Raw genomic sequence first — 17421 nt, forward strand, 5'->3', positions numbered from 1 at the left:
AATGAAGGCAAGAAAAACATGGGGGAGTGGAAAAGATGAAGAAAAAGATGAATAAAGGGCTTCTTGTAGGGTTTAGCTTGTTGCTGACGGCAGGGCTTACTGCTGCTTGCGGCAGCAATAACAACAACGGCAATAGTGCTAGTTCGGCAACAGACGCACCAGCAACAACCAATTCAGCGGAGGCCACAAATGCGGCTGAAGCAACAAAAACTCCATCTAAAGATCCAGTAGAACTACTGAACGTATCTTATGACCCTACTCGCGAATTGTACGAGAATTATAATAAAGCCTTTGCTACCTATTGGGAGAAAGAAACAGGACAGAAGGTCACCATTAAACAATCCCACGGTGGATCGGGGAAACAAAGCCGTGCTGTACTTGATGGTCTGGAAGCGGATGTTGTGACATTAGCACTTGGTTATGATATTGATGCCTTGCAGGAAAAGGGACTTATTAATGAAGGCTGGCAAAGTAAATTTGATCATAACAGTTCACCGTACACCTCGACGATCGTATTTTTAGTACGCAAAGGAAATCCAAAAGGAATCAAAGATTGGCCGGATTTGCTTAAGGAAGGCGTAGAAGTGATTACACCGAATCCGAAAACATCAGGTGGCGCACGTTGGAACTACTTGGCGGCGTGGGGTTACGCGCTAGACCACAACAATAACGACGAAGCTAAGGCTGAGGAATTTGTAAAAGAATTGTTCAAACATGTTCCGGTGCTGGATACGGGTGCGCGCGGTTCTACGACCACTTTTGTAGAGCGTGGAATTGGCGATGTGCTGATTGCATGGGAGAATGAAGCTTACCTTTCTGTAGAAGAGCTTGGTCCAGATAAATTCGATATCGTAAATCCATCTGAGAGCATTCTGGCTGAACCGCCGGTAGCAATAGTAGATAAGGTTGTGGATAAAAGAAATACGCGTGAAGTGTCCGAGGCTTACTTGAAGTATCTCTATACGGAAGAAGGACAAAAAATCGCGGCTGAGAACTACTACCGTCCAACGCTAGAAAGCGTGAAAGAACAATATAAAGATAAGTTTCCGGAAATAAAGCTCTTCACATTGGCTGATAAATTCGGAACCTGGAAAGAAACGCAAGAGAAGCATTTTAACGATGGCGGGATCTTTGACAAGATCTATGTGCCGGGTGCTAAATAACAGATTAATAAAACGAAAATTATATTTTTCTTTAAGAGATTTGTCCCTAGTAAGGGGCTGATCGGCTAACCTGCCGAAGGCGAGAAAGGATGAATAGGGGATGAATGTCACCGCAACGACTACAGCTGTATCGGCGACAACGCGGCGAAAGATACTACCCGGTTTTGGGATAACGATGGGGTACAGCGTACTTTACCTGAGTCTCGTGGTACTCTTGCCACTTTCAGCATTGTTGTTCAATTCTACTGGGCTGAGCTGGGCGAAATTCTGGGATGTAGCTACCGATCCGCGTGTATTGGCTTCGTATCGTGTCAGCCTGTCTACGGCAGCGGCTGCTGCTTTTGTGGATGCTATTCTAGGTCTCTTGCTGGCGTGGGTACTAGTGCGTTACGAATTTCCGGGCAAAAGAATATTTGATGCGCTGATCGATCTTCCGTTTGCTTTACCGACAGCTGTAGCTGGTGTCTCCTTGACGGCTCTTTATGCCACAAATGGCTGGATCGGGGCGTGGCTTGAGCCACTAGGATTAAAGGTGGCATTTACTCCGCTTGGCATTACCCTTGCCTTAATGTTCATCGGGATACCGTTCGTCGTGCGAACGGTACAGCCGGTGCTGGAGGATTTGGACCGAGATATGGAGGAAGCCTCGGCAACCCTCGGTGCAGGCCGCTGGAGAACCTTTCGTTCAGTAGTACTGCCTGAGCTGTTCCCGCCGTTGTTAACAGGCTTTGCTTTGGCATTTGCCCGTGGTATTGGTGAATTCGGCTCTGTCGTGTTCATCTCCGGTAATATGCCGATGAGAACGGAGATTGCGCCTTTGCTTATTATGTCCAAACTGGAGCAGTATGATTACGCTGGTGCTACCGCCGTTGCGTTGCTCCTGCTGCTCATTTCCTTTTTAATGCTGTTAGTCATTAATACGCTCCAGCGTTGGGTGCGTAAGACTTCTCGGTAGGTCTTTCGGTTTTACTCAGATTTTATTCCCTTTTCTCTAATGTTTTTGTATTAGAACTTGCTGAGCGAGTATTAGCGAGGCTACATCCGAACAGGTAAATGACGACTTTATTTTACGAAGCATACTTGCTTCCGTGAAATGCGGAATCCTAAGGCAAATTGAGGAGTCGCAGAGTGCATTTGCTTTTAGAGGAGCGATAGCGATCTCGAAGTTTTGAACCAGATAACTGGTAAGAAAGGAACGGAGAGGAATATTGGAACTGTAGAAGCGTTAGCGTTCGCCTTTATCCTCGGATTTCTACCGCGGACAGCGGTTCAATTCAGGAAATCTGAGGATAACAGCGATCGGAAGTCCAATATTCCTTGGAGTGACCCATTACCAGTAATCTTGTTTCATTAAATTTCCGAGACAGCAACCGATCGGAAAACCAAGATTTCTCGAAGACACTTCACATCTACCGAAATACGGCATTTTTCAGAAGCTAATCATGCTTTCGTAAAACCCTTTAAAGGAGGAATAACTTTTGGCAGGCACCATCCCACTCCAAGCCCCCCGGCTACAGAAGAATACGTCCTCGCCAGCGACAACGGAAACCAAGGCTGTAAAATGGGTATTGATCGGAGCTGCTGGACTAGTCCTTTTTTGGCTGATTGCCTTGCCTTTGATTGTTGTGCTGACAGAGGCGCTGAAAAAGGGCTGGGATGTATATATAGCCGCTCTGACCGATCCAGATGCCCGTTCCGCTTTGCGGCTGACGTTGCTTGTTGCAGCGATCACTGTACCACTGAATACCTTTTTTGGTGTAGCGGCTGCATGGGCAGTAACCAAATTTCGTTTTCGCGGTAAAGGGTTTCTCATTACCTTGATTGATCTTCCCTTTGCAGTATCGCCTGTCATCGGCGGTCTGATCTTTGTGCTCGTCTTCGGCGCCAACGGTTGGTTTGGCCCTTGGCTGAGCGCCCATGATATCAAGATCGTATTTGCGCTTCCAGGCATCGTGTTGGCCACGCTGTTTGTGACCTTTCCCTTTGTGGCACGTGAGTTGATTCCACTGATGGAGGATCAAGGGACACAGGAGGAAGAGGCAGCGATTACCCTCGGAGCACATGGGTGGCAAATCTTTTTCAGAGTCACGCTTCCTAATATTAAATGGGGCTTATTGTACGGTATTATTTTGTGTAATGCGCGGGCCATGGGCGAGTTCGGCGCAGTTTCTGTGGTGTCCGGGCATATACGTGGGGAGACGAATACACTGCCGCTGCATGTTGAGATTTTGTACAATGAATATCAATTTTCAGCCTCTTTTGCAGTAGCATCTCTGCTCCTGTTGTTGGCTTTGGTGACGATGATTATTAAAAGCTGGTTATCACGAAAAAATGCCCATTGACAGTACTTTTGGTTCCGTGCTAAGTTAATTCATAGTATACTGGTTGGTAATAACGGAATTATGGAGATTAGGCGGATATAATCCTTTGTATGGGGAAAGGGAGGCTAGAGAATGGCTAAACCGCTGAAAGTGGATGATTTATGGCTTACGCGGATTGCAGGGCTTCTGGATGATATGGAATTTGGCTCCTTGCACATCGTAGTGCATGAAGGTCAGATTGTTCAGATGGAGCGTACGGAACGCAAACGTTTTGAGAATGGCAATGGCAACGCAAACGGGCGTTACATTAATGAGAGTGGAACCCGGCGGGCCGATTCCCAATCGGCAGGACGTTGATACAATCTCGGGCAATCATAAAGGTATATATCATATTTAAGAATAAACGCTAATAACCCACTCCTGAATAGGGGCGGGTTATTTTTCTGACGATTTAGGTGCTCTTATTAATAACGATTTGCCTGACGTGAAGAGGAAATCCCTTCAACCAACAGTACGAGCGCAGTGATGCCATGCATAATCCAACCTAAGAGTGGGATAAACGCTAAAATCGAGGTGATAATGCCTAGAACATTCCCTACGATGGGTTTCCGCTCTCTTTGCAGGATTACAATGGCTACAGCGTGGAGCAAAAAGGCAACGGCAAGAGGGACCCAACCATTCGCTATAATAAAGAGACCGCCGAGGACAGGCAGAGCCAGAAAAGCCTCATACACACACGTTCCCCATTTAAACAGCTTTGCTACAGGAGACATTATGCCACCAACCTTTTTAGAATATTGTTATAAATACTATTCCACACAGTGAGTAATAGGATTCAAGAATATAATACTTACCACTTTGGTGGATGTGTATGAATTTTGGGAATGGACGGCATTTTCATATTCATATATAGTGTGAGTTAGATATTTCCAAAAGAGTGTAAAGATATACGCTCACCCAATAAGGAGACAAAATTTTACCATTGGGTGATTTTCAATTTATAAAGGAATCATCAAGGGGAGATCACATTGCTTAGAAAGTCCTTTTTCACAAAACTACTTATAGCTTATCTTATTATTGTATTCGCTTACACGATGATTGCGGTCTGCCTTTCTTTTTTTAAAGACGGTCAAAGAGTGCGATCGGAATTGAGTCAAAACCAGCAGAATTTTCTCATGCAATCGCGCGACAAAATTGACACGAAACTCGGTGTTTCTTTCAATTTAATTACACAATTGAGATTAGATGATCATGTTGTTAAATTTGCCGAAAAAGATCGCGATTATTATGAGATCACGCAAGCCTCTTATGCACTGAAAAATCATATAGATGCATTCTCTGAATTCGGCTATAGCATCGATTTAATGAAGACTAACGACGATTTGGTTATTACGCCGCAAATTTCGTCGGATAGAAGACGCTATATGGAAGATATGGGAATCACTAATGAGGATTTGGCACAATTAGGTACAGACAGTACGAGTCCAAACATAACGATATCGAGCAGTCAAAATATAACGTCGACGAACAATGAAAGCGCATCCATACGAATCGTTAATCCGGAACGGGTAGGAATAGGGAATTCATTATTTTTTGTTGTCTCATTCTTTGAACAATTGCTGCTGCCACCCCTATCGCCTGATGCGCAAGAAGCTTTTGCCATTATCGAGAATGGTCGATACGTAACGCTTAAATCAAACTTTGACGATAAACGGAAAAAGCAATTGCTTGCCTATCCACTGGCACAACTGGATGAACAGGCAACCGTGGATTATAAGAAGCTATCCAATGATGAATTCGATTTCCATTTAATCCGCTCGAATACGATGCCGCAATGGTCGTATATGTATGTTACACAGAACTACTCTTTGGTAGACTCCTTTTCCCCTAATTTAAAAGGGGCTGTACTTCTATTAGCCATTCTTATCTTTGTGGGACTTGCGTTCGCCTATGCAGTTTCCAGGCGTATGTACCGGCCTGTGGGTCATCTCGTCGGATTGTTCAAGAGCTACGGTGAGCCAGCGGGAGCAGATGAATTCGCTTTCTTGAACGAGACAGCGACGAGTATAAGTAAAGCCAATGAACAGATGAAATCCGCGCTACATGAGCACAAGCTCTCGATGAGAGACAAGTTCCTGCGGGAATTGCTCCATGGACTCGTTCCACCTGACAAGGTTGATGACCTGCTAAATGCACATCAACTGCAAAGCCTTTCTAGCAACTTGAGCGTTTGTGTGATTTCATTCTCGAACGCTAAGGAATTGGAGGAGCAATATTCGAAAGATGCGATTCTTACGATAAAATCAAAGACTTCCTTGATTATTCATGAGCAGTTGAAGGTTCATTTCCCTTGTGAACTGCTTGATCATGATTTCACCAAATTTGTCTTCATAATCAGTGAATCCGATACGGAATCCATTCAGAAGAAGCTCATGAAAGCGATGGCTCAAATCGAGGACGCGCATGCATACGGATTGACTGCAGCTGTAGGCCAGCCTGTAATTTCTGCTGGGGAAATTGACCGCTCCTTTATCCAGGCGCTTGATATTCTGAAGAGAAGATCGGCTGTGGACAAGACTTCCGTCATTACTTATAAACAACTCAGTCAAGTTCAGATGGTCAGCTATTATTATCCTATCGATACGGAACGCGAGCTGATCAGCTATGTGATTCGCGGCAAGCGGGAGAATGCTTTAAATACGCTAAACCGTCTGCTATCGGAAAATCTGGAGCAAAGGCAGTTAACCAGGCAGCAGCTCGACCAGTTCAGCCTGCTTGTGTTGGCTACGCTGAGCCGAATTATCCAGCAGTTGAATATGCCTTTCGAAGAGTTTGTTCAAGCTCATAAGGAATCTCTGGACATCGTACAGCACGGCGAATCGAAGGAGCTGATGGTTTCCGCCATTACTTCCTTGTTCGGCGCCATGATGGATACGATTGATCAGCAGAATGAAATGATGGATAACAGTACGGTAAAGCGGATGATTGAATATATTCATGACAACTACAATAGGGATTTATCGCTTAGCATGATAGCGGAGGAGTTTAACTTCTCTCCTGGTTATGTCAGTATCGCTTTCAAAAATCATTCCGGAGAAAATTTTAAAGATTACTTGAATTTTTATCGTGTGCAGCAAGCTAAAGAGATTATGCGTCAGCAGAAAGATATCAAAATTGGAGATTTAGCACTAATGGTCGGGTGCAACAATGCAAACACGTTTATTCGCATGTTCCGCAAATATGAAGGGTTAGCTCCTGGCCAATACGCAAAGAAACTTAACGAGAAGGAATGAGGCTTCAAGTAATGAGAACCGTTGATTCAAAACAAAGCCGCCTAGCTTAATTGCCAGGCGGCTATTGTATGTTCGACGGGCGTTTCTCTATATAACGAGAAATTGTTGATACATAAAATAATGCACATTATGAACCCAGACATAAAGAGTTGCCGCTAGATGAAATAATGGCGATAGACAGCGCTTACATTCATTCCTATAGTTTAAATTGCAACGCTGACCTTTCAATTGGGAGCGCTCCTGAGGGGATCAGCTAAACATCGTTGCGAGAGGAGAAGAGAGTGCTGCTTAACTTTAAAGAAATAAAAACCAACCTGATCAGGGACCGTTATCTTTATCTACTCCTGATACCGTTTCTGGCTTGGTATATCATCTTTGCGTATAAGCCGATGTACGGCCTGCAAATCGCCTTTAAGGATTTCAGTGTATATAAAGGAATTGAAGCGAGTCCCTGGGTTGGATTTGAACACTTCGAGACCTTTTTTAAAAGTCCATATTTCTGGCGGCTATTAAAAAACACAGTATTGCTCAGTTTGTATCAATTGCTGTTTGCGTTCCCTGTGCCGATTATCCTCGCTTTGTTATTTAACGAATTGAAGAATGGGGTATTCAAAGCAACGGTGCAGACCTTCACGTATTTGCCCCATTTTATTTCGGTCGTTGTCGTAGCTGGGATCGTTACTAACTTTTTGGCTCCTAGCAACGGCATTATCAATATCCTGATCGAAATGATGGGTGGAGAAAAGCAATACTTTCTGACCAATCCCGATTATTTCCGTACGATTTTTATCGGGTCCATGGATATTTGGAAGGAAGCGGGATTTGGTACCATCATCTATATAGCTGCATTGTCCGGTGTCAATCCGGCTTTGTATGAAGCAGCGGTTATTGATGGAGCTAATAAATGGAAGCAAATGTGGCATATCACGCTTCCTGCCATCATTCCGACGATCGCAATCATGCTTGTCATGAAGGTGGGCTCCATGTTGGAAGTAGGCTATGAGGCGATCATTCTTCTATATCAGCCAGCCACCTATGAGACGGCCGACGTTATTAACACCTACGTGTACCGGTCCGGTTTACAGGATGCACGTTACGACCTGGCGACAGCGGTGGGACTGTTCAATGCCGTCGTTGGATTTATTCTAGTCGTATTTGCCAACAAGATGAGCAAGAAGTTAACAGAGACTGGATTATGGTAGGTGATGGAAGATGAAAAAAACCAGAGGCGAAAAGCTGTTCTATATCTTTAACTGTGTATTTCTTGGAATAATCGCTTTGCTTGCATTATATCCGTTTGTCTATGTCTTATCCGCATCCATCAGCTCCTCTGATGCGGTCGTTACCGGCAAGGTGATCTTGCTGCCGCGCGATATTAACTTTGACTCCTATGCAAAGGTATTATCGGAAAAGGGGATTTGGATTGCCTATTTTAACACGTTTTATTACACGATATTCGGCGTAATCGTCAATTTAATTCTCACCATTTGCGGGGCCTATGCCCTGTCCAAGAAACGGGTTATGGGGCGTACGGCCATCAGCTTCTTTATCGCGCTGACAATGTGGTTCCAACCGGGCATGATTCCGATGTATCTCAATTTCAGAGATTTGAACATGCTTGACAACAGGTTTACGATCATTATCGGTTTCGCGATTACGACCTTCTATGTCTTCCTCATGAGAACGTTCTTCCAGAGTATTCCGGAGGAACTCGAGGAAGCGGCAAAGGTTGACGGAGCAAATGATCTGACGATTTTATGGAAGGTGTATCTGCCGCTGTCCAAAGCCTCTCTTGTAACGATCGGATTATTCTATGCGGTGCACCGCTGGAACGGCTATTTCTGGACGATGATCCTACTGAGCGACGAGAGTAAGGTACCGCTACAAGTCTTGCTAAAGAAACTCATCGTAGAAATGAACGTGAGCGACGAAATGGGGAATATGGCGGTATATTCTAAGGAAACGATCATTTATGCAACTATTATCGTCTCCATTATACCGATTGTTGCAGCTTATCCCTTCATTCAGAAATATTTCGTCAAAGGCGCCATGATCGGTTCCGTCAAAGGCTAATGGCTACTTCAATCCTTTTACTATGAAATCAAGAAACCAATATTGGGAGGTCATGAATATGGGTAACAAAAAATGGATGAAATCATCTGCAATAATCATGATGTCAGTCGGTATGCTGCTGGCAGGCTGTAGTAACAATAACGCTCCGCAAAATAGTGGAAGTTCAGCGAATGATTCAAAAGGGTCGGATACAGAACAACTATCCGGGAACTTGATCTCTAAAGAGCCGGTTGAACTGACGCTCCATATGCACTACTCAGATAAGTTTATATTCGACGATAACTGGCCTGTCTTCAAAGAAGCGGAAGCCATGACCAATATTAAGCTAAAGGGTACTGCATCTAAGGCCTCGACGAATAGTAAAGAACTGTTCAATACAATGATGGCTTCCGGAAAAATTCCGGATCTGGTCCATCATCAAATTAAGGAGCAGTACGACAGCCTTGGGATTGAAGGGGCCTTTCTTGAGCTAGATGATCTGATTGAAAAATATGCCCCGAACATTAAAAAGTTCTTTTCCGAACATCCAGATGCAGCTAAATATATGAAAGCCTATAACGGCAAAACGTATTTCCTTAACTTTACGCCAGATGGACCGGCTGCAAGGGGCTGGTTTGTACGTCAGGATTGGCTGGATAAATTGGGACTAGAGCAGCCGAAAACTGTAGATGAGCTGTATGCGCTCTTGAAAGCCTTCAAAGAAAAAGATCCGAACGGTAATGGAGTAAACGATGAAATCCCATACTTCAGCCGATCCAAGCTGGATGGAATTTACGATCTACTGATTCAGTGGGGCGTGCAAGGCGGGGCCGATGCGGCCAAACGCGGATTTTACGCGGATAACGGTGTCGTCAAGTACGGCATGTATGAGCCGGATTATAAGACTGCCATCGAAAATATTGCGAAGTGGTATAAGGAAGGCTTAATCGATAAAGAAATTTTCACCCGCGGAGAGAAGGCGCGTAACATTTTGCTCGGAGACAATGTCGGCGGCATGACGCACGACTGGTTCGCCAGCACAGCTAACTTCAATGACATTCTTGCGACTGAGATTCCAGGCTTCTCTTTTGTTCCGATGACGCCTCCAGCGAACACTGAAGGCAAAGTAATCGAAGAAAGTTCTCGCAAGGGGACGCATGCAAGCGGATGGGGAATCTCGGCGACTACCAAGCATCCCGTAGAAGCGATCAAATATATGGATTTCTGGTTTTCCGAAGAGGGTCGGAGACTGATGAACTTTGGCATCGAAGGTAAGGACTACGACCTCGTGGACGGCAAACCGAAGTTTAAAGATTCATTATTGAAAAATAAAGAAAAGACAGTCATTCAACAGCTTCAGGAAGAGGGAGCCCAGATCGAGCTCGCCTTCTATCAAGACTACGCTTACGAAGAACAATGGACAAACGCAACTGCGTTGAAAGGCATCAAGGAATACATTGACAATGGCTATATTATGAAGGCTTATCCGCCGATTTCTTATACAGATGATGAACGGACCAAATTTGAGGAGTTAAATGCGGGCGTACTGACTTATGTGGAGGAAAAGCTGCAGCGTTGGGTGCTCGGCGTGGAACCAGTAAACGATGAGACATTTAGCAAGTATATTAAAGAGCTGGAAAGCTTGGGCATCAAGGATTTGCTTGCTCTGGAGCAAGGTGCATACGACCGTTACATGAAATAGCTGGAATCGCTCCTTCCGGAGTCTTGATGATTTCGGAGGGGGCATTTCGAATTCAAAATAACATAATGGAGATGAATAAATGAATCTGCAATCATTGCTGAAAGAGCCGATGACTACGACGGAGCTGTTAGCTAACTTGCGCTCACGGCTTGAGCCGATGGACGAGAAAGCCGCCTATATCGCAGCACATATGCCTGATCACGTGCGCGAGACGATTGCGAATGCCGAATTCGCCTATCAAGGAATGATCATGCTTCCTGGTACAGGGGGAGTCAGAGAGTTTGTCGGGAATCCGCCTAGCTGGCTAGAGCGCAGACATAATGACAATGAATATTTATGGCAGCTGAATCGCATGACGCATTGGCAGGATTTACTGGAAGCCTACTCGCTCACCAAGGACGCGAAATACGGACTCAAGGTCATCGATGAAATGCTGGACTGGATCGAAACGGTCACTATTCCTGAGGACTTACTGGCTAAGCCGATTGGCTATTTTACGGAATGCCATCCGCTGAGGGTTTTGGAGATTGGTATCCGGGGCTACAAAATTTGGCCGCTTGTTCTGGAGCATCTAGGCCCTTCGGAGTTGTTCACGGAAGAAATTTTGGAGAAGTATTTAACAGTCATTTACAAGCAAGTAAAAGCTTTGCGTAACGTGTCTCCTCAGCTGTGGCCTAAAGCGGATCATAACCATTATTTAATGGAATGTTTGGGCCTTCTGACGACTGCTCTTTACTTTCCCGAGCTGAAAGAAGCCGAGGAATGGAAGGCTTTTGCGATAGAGGGCATCGAAAAGTGCAGCATGGCGCAACTGACAGAGGATGGCGGTCAAATTGAAGGCTGTCCATCGTATCATAATGGCTGCATGTTCTGGTTCGGGCTGGCTGTCGTTCTGGCTAAACGTTTCGATTTTGAGTTCTCTGCGGAGTACATGGGACGGTTCAGAAAGAATTTGGATTACTCGATCTACTCGTTAAGACCAACCGGGAAATGTGTACCTGTCGGAGACTCTTTTGCAAATCCGCTTGCGGTAATGTCTGGCGTTTATGGGTATTATGCCTTGAATGATAGCTCCTGGCTAGGGCTTGCAACGAATTTGATTGATGTACACGAAGTTGTAAGGGAAGCTAGTAAGCATGTATGGAGAGCGCTCGATGTCCGCCAATTTGTGGAGGAGCTGTATTCCTTGCAGGATAGAGAGTTTGTATTGGATAAGCCCACGACATTCTGGAATCGTACATTGGATCAAGCAATTATCCGCAGTGGCTGGGATTCGAAGGCTCTCAGTTTTTTGTTTACATGTAAAAGCCCGATTCAGAATGCCCATGCCCATATCGATCTGATGAGCTTTGATTTTACGGCGCTCGGAAAAGACATGATTTGCGATCCCGGATTTTTTTGTTATCGGAATGATGAGGACCGTAAGCAGTTTAAGAGCTCGAATTATCACTCTACGCTGCTGATCGATGAGCGAGATCATTTCGAGTATATAAATTCCTTTACATTTGGGCCACAAAAGCCTGGTGGATTCTACAATGTAGAGGATAGAGGCTTCTACCAGCTCGCCAGCGCCAGCCATACAAACTATGATCCGGTTGTCCATCATCGGCATATTTCACTAGTCGATAATCGGTTCATTGTTATTGCAGATCGGGTAGAAGGACTAAATGATCGTAGCGTTCAGCGTTATTTCCATCTAGATTTTGTCGAGGTGGAGGAGAACAAGAACGGTGTGGTCGCGACAAGTGATATTGCGAATCTGGCGATAGCGACAAGCCATACGGGAGAATTGAATCTCTTGGAGGGAAGATTATCCGATGAGACCGATCTCTCAAGGCCTTCGACAAGGGTCCGCTTTCAGGATAGGTACAGCGGTACTATGACTTTCTTGACCGTGCTTATTCCTTTTCAAGGGGGGCAACAGCCTGCCGTTCAGATTATTGAAGAAGAGGAAGGTGTATTTAGCTTCGAGCTTGGAGATCAGTACTTGGTTTCGATAAACGAAAGAGATATGCACATAAGCAAACGGGCTTGAAAAGGGGGGACCCTTAGAAAGTTAAAAATAGGAGTGAGCAGATTGTTGAACCTTCAGGCTGATGATCAAATTTGGGTAGATAATGTCATTTCTAAACTAACGGACAAAATGGACGCCGTATGTGAACGATCAAGAAACAAAATTCCATACACGACAAGAAATGGCACGCACGACAATCAGATCGAAAAAGATATCAACTGGTGGACGAATGGATTTTGGGGCGGTATGATGTGGCTCATGCACCATGAAACCGGTGCTCAGAAGTACAAGGAAATCGCCAATTTCACGGAGGATGCATTGGATGCCTGCTTCCATCAATTCTACGGTCTGCATCATGATGTCGGATTTATGTGGTTGCCTACGAGCTTGGCCAATTATAAAGTTACCGGAAATCCGGAATCTCGTAAGAGGGCAATGCATGCCGCCAACTTACTTGCTGGACGATTTAATCTGGCAGGCGGATTTATCCGCGCTTGGAACGATGATACGGCCAGCGAAGATACAAGAGGGTGGGCGATTGTGGACTGCATGATGAATCTCCCGCTTCTCTATTGGGCGAGCGAAGAGACTAAAGATCCGCGATATGCGCAAATCGCAATGAGGCATGCGGACACTGCTCTAGAAGCTTTTATCAGGCCGGACGGTTCCGTGAATCATATCGTGGAGTTCGATCCGTTCCATGGAGGCGTGGTCCGAACTTACGGCGGCCAAGGCTACGAGGATGGCTCGTCCTGGACACGTGGGCAGACCTGGGCTTTATACGGCTTTATGATCAGTTATACGCATACGGGAAAGCCGGAGTATTTGCAGGCGGCCAAACGGGTGGCGCATTATTTTATGGCTAATATTCCGGATAACGGGGTTATTCCAATCGATTTCCGGCAACCGAAGGAGCCCGCTTACGAAGACTCCACGGCAGCGGTGATCGCAGCTTGCGGACTGATCGAGATCGCCCAAGTTGTTGGCGAGCTCGAAAAGGAGGTCTATCTGAACGCTGCGCTGAAGCTCCTGAAAACAGTGGACGCTACTCGCTGCGACTGGACGAAAGATTTTGATCATCTTTTAATGGGCGGTTCAGCAGCGTATCATCATAAAGACATTCATGTTTCAATCATTTATGGCGATTATTACTTTATGGAAGCTATTTTTAAGTTAAAGGGGAACGACTTGTTCTTGTGGTAGTAAACGATATACCAGATCAGTTAACCAGATTATTGGGAGTAATCGCCTATTTAATAAGAAGATAATACTTCATAATAATGAAAATCGTTGATAAAAAAAGCCGCCTAGCCTATGTGCCAGGCGGCTTTTGTATATTCGACGGAGGCGAGTCTTGCCTGTGCACCATTGAGTCGTATATAGTTGGAACAGCAATGCTGAACGGCGCTAATTCTATTTTATTGTAAGATGCTAGGAGGGGAACGGTATGGGGACAACAGGAAAGCTGGATATACGTCATGAATGTCCTTCAGTGGAACAGTATTTAGCGCTGAGAAAAGAGGCTGGATTGAGTGCAATGAGCGCGGAAGGTGCTGCAATAGGGCTACCTCGTTCTATTTTTGCGGTAACTTTGTATGAGGAGGATTCCTTGGTCGGGATGGGCAGGGTGATTGGCGATGGGGGATGCTTTTTTCAGGTTACGGATATCGCAGTGAAGCCTTCTTATCAGGGTCGCGGTTTAGGAAAATTGATCATGGGGGAAATCAGGGATTTTCTTCATACTGTACCGGACAAGGCTTATGTCAGTCTAATCGCGGATGGGGAAGCCTCTAAATTGTATGCACAATATGGCTTTGAATCGGTCATGCCACGTTCTCAGGGAATGTTTTTACGTCCTTAATGTGAGGACATGCTACTTAGTAGAGAGTGCCCCTTGTATTGGTGAAGGGGTTTTTCGTTTGGAAGTTAACGGATGCGATTTGATTTCAAATGGACCGCAGGGGATAAATAATGATTAAAGGTTGTAAGGGAAAGGCTATTGAGACGAGTATTGAAAAATATAAATAAGCAGGAAGGCCGCACGCTGGCCTTACCCGGAAAAAGTGAGGAAAAAACAGATGGATGTTGTAGTATTGGGTGCATCAGGAACGATTGGAAAGGCGATTGTACAGGAGGCTTTAAAAAGAAAACATGAGGTAACAGCTGCGGTACGGAATCCAGAATCAGTAACTCTTGAACATGAACGTTTGCATATCACGACTGTAGATGTTCTAGATCCTGCTTCAGTTGCAGCTGCGGTCCGTGGACATGAAGAGGTAATCAGTGCATACGGTCCAGCACTCGGCCAAGAGAAGGATTTGCTAACAGCAGCTAAGGCAATTGTAGAGGGAATGCAAGAAGCTGGGCTAAATCGACTGTTAGTTGTGGGTGGTGCAGGGAGTTTGAAGACTGAATCAGGAGAGCTGTTGATGGATACGGCAGATTTCCCTGCTCAGATTAGACCACTGGCAGAGGCACATGCGGAAGCTTATGAAATTTACAAAAACACAGAACTGGACTATACGTATGCCAGTCCTGCTGCGGTAGTTCATTCAGGTCGACGTACAGGCCAATTCCGCATTGGACTCGACCGTCTCGTTTTTGATGAGAATGGCGAAAGTATAATCAGTGTAGAGGATTTTGCTGTAGCTATGGTGGACGAGCTGGAGGAAGGGAATTTTAGCCGGACGAGATTTACTGTAGCTTATTGATATCAAGCTAGTTGTGGATTGAAGTGTAGCGGAAAGGGGCCGAACCATGTATCTGGTAACTGCTGAGCAAATGCGGCGGCTGGACGGAGAAACAATCCAGCGGCTGGGGATTCCAGCTATTGCGCTGATGGAGAATGCGGGAAGAGTGATCGCAGAGGAGATCGTTGCGCTGTGCCGGCGGAGAGGTGGAGAGGGCTGCAGAAATGCAGCTGGATGGGAAGACGTCGGGAAGGATGCCGCGCTGGCTGGCGTGGCATTTCAGGTCAGCGCAGATCATGCGCTGACCTTGGACAATGCCGCCACCGAGCGATGGTTCATCCTCGTCGGCAAAGGCAACAACGGCGGCGATGGCCTCGCCGCCGCACGGTATCTTCGCGAGATCGGCATCGCCGTCACGCTCGTTTATGCGGTGCCGCCGGAGTCGCTCTCCGGCGAGGCAGCTCTGCAGCGCGATGCGGCTGCAGCTATGGGCCTTCCTGCCGTGGTATACGGCAGGGATCGGCTGGACCTTGCCGAGTGCAGCGGCATCTTGGATGCGCTGCTCGGCACCGGCGCCGCGGGAGCCCCGCGCGGCGCCTATGCGGAGCTGATTGCCGCAGCGAATAGCAGCGGCAAAGTGATCGTGTCCGCGGACATCCCGAGTGGTCTGAACGCGGACACCGGTGAGACGCATGAGCCTTGCATTCATGCGTCAGTGACGGTTTGCCTCGCGTTTCTCAAGCGAGGCCTCCTGCAATACCCCGGTGCAGGCGCCGCGGGGCATGTGAAGGTCCGGGCCATCGGCATTCCGTCTTCTTTGGCCCCTGAAAGCGGTGTGCAGGTTCACCTGCTGACACCGGAAGTGCTGCATGCCCATCTGGGCGTAGATCTGGCCCGCCGGCGTTCGCCTGAAGGCCATAAGGGTACTTATGGGCATGTCCTTCTTGCTGCCGGCACCTTAAGAATGAGCGGCGCCGGACTGCTCTCTGCCCGTGCTGCGCTCCGGGCAGGCTGCGGATTAGTGACATGGGCGCTTCCTCAGAAGCTGCTGCCCTGTATCATCGGTTCTGCCCCTGAACTCATGTTAGCCGATGTTGGGGGCAATGAAGATGGAACCTGGCAAGCAGGGAGCGTTTCAGAGCTACTGAAGCTAAGTAAAGAGCGAGATGTTCTTGCCATTGGTCCCGGTCTTGGTCGATTCGAGGCTGATACAGAATGGCTTCGCAATCTCTGGGAAGGGACGGATTGTCCTCTGGTGATCGATGCGGATGCTTTAAATATATTAGCTGACGCTGATTACAAGAGCTGGGCAAGTAGACGCCATCCGGTGATTCTAACGCCTCATCCAGGTGAGATGGCCCGTCTTGCCATTATAACAACAGCTGAAGTGCAACGGGACCGCATCAGTCTGGCTATGGGATATGCGAAAGAGCATGGGGTTACGCTTGTATTAAAAGGAGCACATACGGTTATAGCAACGCCTGAAGGGCAAGCTTATGTAAACACCACAGGCCATCCCGGCATGGGTACTGGTGGAGCCGGTGATGTGCTAACGGGCATCATTTCCAGCCTGCTGGCTCAGGGACTGAATGAGTCGCAGGCAGCAGCTTTTGGTGTATATCTACACGGATTAGCAGGGGAGAGAGCCGCCCGTCAGCGGAATAATCCAGCGGCTATTATTGCCGGTGATATCATAGATGCACTCTGAGTGCAGCTTATAACAGCAGCAAGCAAAGCAGCGGTAGAAATAGTGCAAACACAGGCAGTAACAGAGGGGAACGCTCAACACCCAGTTGCGTCACTCGTAGCAGCAACAGTCCCAAAATTCCAGCCAAGCCCCACAGCAGTAGCTCTGCACCTTGTTCTGCTGCCAGCCATAGACCTGCACCGAAACCTGCGGCTACGTATACAACAAGGGAAACGATGTGGGATGTGGAACGCAGGAGGCGCAGCAGAACATCGGCTACTAGTGCGGCTGGTAGTCCATAAGCGTAAATCGCATAGGGGATCGAAAGTGGCCAACCCTCTGGTATGCCGTTATGTTGTGGAAACCCAAGCATAAGTAAGGAGATAAGGACGTACGTTAGCCCTGCGCAGGCTAATTTTGTTAAGGCATACATGCCGCTTGTTAAACGGACTGAAGGAATATCATAATCGGGCATCTTATTCATAGGTATACATTCCTC

The 17421-nt window shown here is 46.6% G+C and carries 15 protein-coding genes; 13 read left to right on the top strand and 2 right to left on the bottom strand.

Annotated elements, in window-relative coordinates:
• Positions 1 to 35 precede the first annotated feature (35 nt).
• The 4 genes from MHI27_RS02195 to MHI27_RS02210 all read left to right on the top strand — a co-directional run bounded on the left by MHI27_RS02195 (position 36) and on the right by MHI27_RS02210 (position 3841).
• Positions 36 to 1163 (top strand): sulfate ABC transporter substrate-binding protein, encoded by a 1128-nt coding sequence (locus tag MHI27_RS02195; protein WP_405175479.1) that lies wholly within the window; start codon positions 36 to 38, stop codon positions 1161 to 1163.
• 100 nt (positions 1164 to 1263) lie between these two features.
• Positions 1264 to 2118: a sulfate ABC transporter permease subunit CysT gene (cysT, locus tag MHI27_RS02200; RefSeq protein WP_076285184.1), complete on the top strand. Its 855-nt coding sequence runs from the start codon at positions 1264 to 1266 to the stop codon at positions 2116 to 2118.
• Positions 2119 to 2641: 523 nt separating this feature from the next.
• Complete coding sequence (gene cysW, locus MHI27_RS02205) at positions 2642 to 3505, top strand: sulfate ABC transporter permease subunit CysW (RefSeq protein ID WP_042184404.1); 864 nt, start codon at positions 2642 to 2644, stop codon at positions 3503 to 3505.
• 111 nt (positions 3506 to 3616) lie between these two features.
• On the top strand, positions 3617 to 3841 hold the full coding sequence (locus MHI27_RS02210; protein WP_042184406.1) for a YezD family protein: 225 nt from the start codon (positions 3617 to 3619) through the stop codon (positions 3839 to 3841).
• A 107-nt stretch (positions 3842 to 3948) separates the two neighbouring features.
• On the opposite strand, the gene MHI27_RS02215 is transcribed toward MHI27_RS02210, so the two are convergent.
• Entirely contained in the window at positions 3949 to 4257 is a 309-nt protein-coding gene (locus tag MHI27_RS02215; protein ID WP_076285185.1) for a hypothetical protein, read from the bottom strand.
• Between the two features lie 255 nt (positions 4258 to 4512).
• Here MHI27_RS02215 and MHI27_RS02220 point away from each other — a divergent pair, with 255 nt between their 5' ends.
• The 9 genes from MHI27_RS02220 to MHI27_RS02260 all read left to right on the top strand — a co-directional run bounded on the left by MHI27_RS02220 (position 4513) and on the right by MHI27_RS02260 (position 16943).
• Positions 4513 to 6777 carry a helix-turn-helix domain-containing protein gene (locus MHI27_RS02220; RefSeq protein ID WP_405175480.1) on the top strand — a complete coding sequence of 755 codons (2265 nt, stop codon included), beginning with the start codon at positions 4513 to 4515 and terminating at the stop codon, positions 6775 to 6777.
• A gap of 281 nt (positions 6778 to 7058) precedes the next feature.
• The gene (locus tag MHI27_RS02225; RefSeq protein ID WP_231573375.1) at positions 7059 to 7979 is read left to right on the top strand and encodes a sugar ABC transporter permease; all 921 of its coding nucleotides are present in this window, start codon (positions 7059 to 7061) and stop codon (positions 7977 to 7979) included.
• Positions 7980 to 7989: 10 nt separating this feature from the next.
• On the top strand, positions 7990 to 8850 hold the full coding sequence (locus MHI27_RS02230; RefSeq protein ID WP_339244483.1) for a carbohydrate ABC transporter permease: 861 nt from the start codon (positions 7990 to 7992) through the stop codon (positions 8848 to 8850).
• Between the two features lie 58 nt (positions 8851 to 8908).
• Positions 8909 to 10531 carry an extracellular solute-binding protein gene (locus MHI27_RS02235; protein ID WP_405175481.1) on the top strand — a complete coding sequence of 541 codons (1623 nt, stop codon included), beginning with the start codon at positions 8909 to 8911 and terminating at the stop codon, positions 10529 to 10531.
• A 79-nt stretch (positions 10532 to 10610) separates the two neighbouring features.
• Positions 10611 to 12566 (top strand): alginate lyase family protein, encoded by a 1956-nt coding sequence (locus MHI27_RS02240; protein ID WP_405175482.1) that lies wholly within the window; start codon positions 10611 to 10613, stop codon positions 12564 to 12566.
• Between the two features lie 42 nt (positions 12567 to 12608).
• Positions 12609 to 13748, top strand: coding sequence for a glycoside hydrolase family 88 protein (locus tag MHI27_RS02245; protein WP_405175483.1), 1140 nt, complete (start codon positions 12609 to 12611; stop codon positions 13746 to 13748).
• A gap of 244 nt (positions 13749 to 13992) precedes the next feature.
• On the top strand, positions 13993 to 14406 hold the full coding sequence (locus tag MHI27_RS02250; protein WP_339244486.1) for a GNAT family N-acetyltransferase: 414 nt from the start codon (positions 13993 to 13995) through the stop codon (positions 14404 to 14406).
• Positions 14407 to 14623: 217 nt separating this feature from the next.
• Positions 14624 to 15256 (top strand): NAD(P)H-binding protein, encoded by a 633-nt coding sequence (locus tag MHI27_RS02255; protein WP_340973890.1) that lies wholly within the window; start codon positions 14624 to 14626, stop codon positions 15254 to 15256.
• A 46-nt stretch (positions 15257 to 15302) separates the two neighbouring features.
• The gene (locus MHI27_RS02260) at positions 15303 to 16943 is read left to right on the top strand and encodes an NAD(P)H-hydrate dehydratase (protein WP_405175484.1); all 1641 of its coding nucleotides are present in this window, start codon (positions 15303 to 15305) and stop codon (positions 16941 to 16943) included.
• A gap of 7 nt (positions 16944 to 16950) precedes the next feature.
• On the opposite strand, the gene MHI27_RS02265 is transcribed toward MHI27_RS02260, so the two are convergent.
• Complete coding sequence (locus MHI27_RS02265; protein ID WP_094874201.1) at positions 16951 to 17406, bottom strand: hypothetical protein; 456 nt, start codon at positions 17404 to 17406, stop codon at positions 16951 to 16953.
• Between the last annotated feature and the right edge of the window lie 15 nt (positions 17407 to 17421).

Origin of the sequence: Paenibacillus sp. FSL H8-0261 (genome assembly GCF_045040645.1) — a bacterium.
Lineage (GTDB): Bacteria > Bacillota > Bacilli > Paenibacillales > Paenibacillaceae > Paenibacillus_AQ.

Bases quoted from the DNA above. Each gene is read 5' to 3' on its own strand.
- MHI27_RS02195 (WP_405175479.1), top strand. From the start codon at position 36: ATGAAGAAAAAGATGAATAAAGGGCTTCTTGTAGGGTTTAGCTTGTTG.
- cysT (WP_076285184.1), top strand. From the start codon at position 1,264: ATGAATGTCACCGCAACGACTACAGCTGTATCGGCGACAACGCGGCGA.
- MHI27_RS02210 (WP_042184406.1), top strand. From the start codon at position 3,617: ATGGCTAAACCGCTGAAAGTGGATGATTTATGGCTTACGCGGATTGCA.
- MHI27_RS02215 (WP_076285185.1), bottom strand. From the start codon at position 4,257: ATGTCTCCTGTAGCAAAGCTGTTTAAATGGGGAACGTGTGTGTATGAG.
- MHI27_RS02230 (WP_339244483.1), top strand. From the start codon at position 7,990: ATGAAAAAAACCAGAGGCGAAAAGCTGTTCTATATCTTTAACTGTGTA.
- MHI27_RS02235 (WP_405175481.1), top strand. From the start codon at position 8,909: ATGGGTAACAAAAAATGGATGAAATCATCTGCAATAATCATGATGTCA.
- MHI27_RS02240 (WP_405175482.1), top strand. From the start codon at position 10,611: ATGAATCTGCAATCATTGCTGAAAGAGCCGATGACTACGACGGAGCTG.
- MHI27_RS02250 (WP_339244486.1), top strand. From the start codon at position 13,993: ATGGGGACAACAGGAAAGCTGGATATACGTCATGAATGTCCTTCAGTG.
- MHI27_RS02255 (WP_340973890.1), top strand. From the start codon at position 14,624: ATGGATGTTGTAGTATTGGGTGCATCAGGAACGATTGGAAAGGCGATT.
- MHI27_RS02260 (WP_405175484.1), top strand. From the start codon at position 15,303: ATGTATCTGGTAACTGCTGAGCAAATGCGGCGGCTGGACGGAGAAACA.
- MHI27_RS02265 (WP_094874201.1), bottom strand. From the start codon at position 17,406: ATGAATAAGATGCCCGATTATGATATTCCTTCAGTCCGTTTAACAAGC.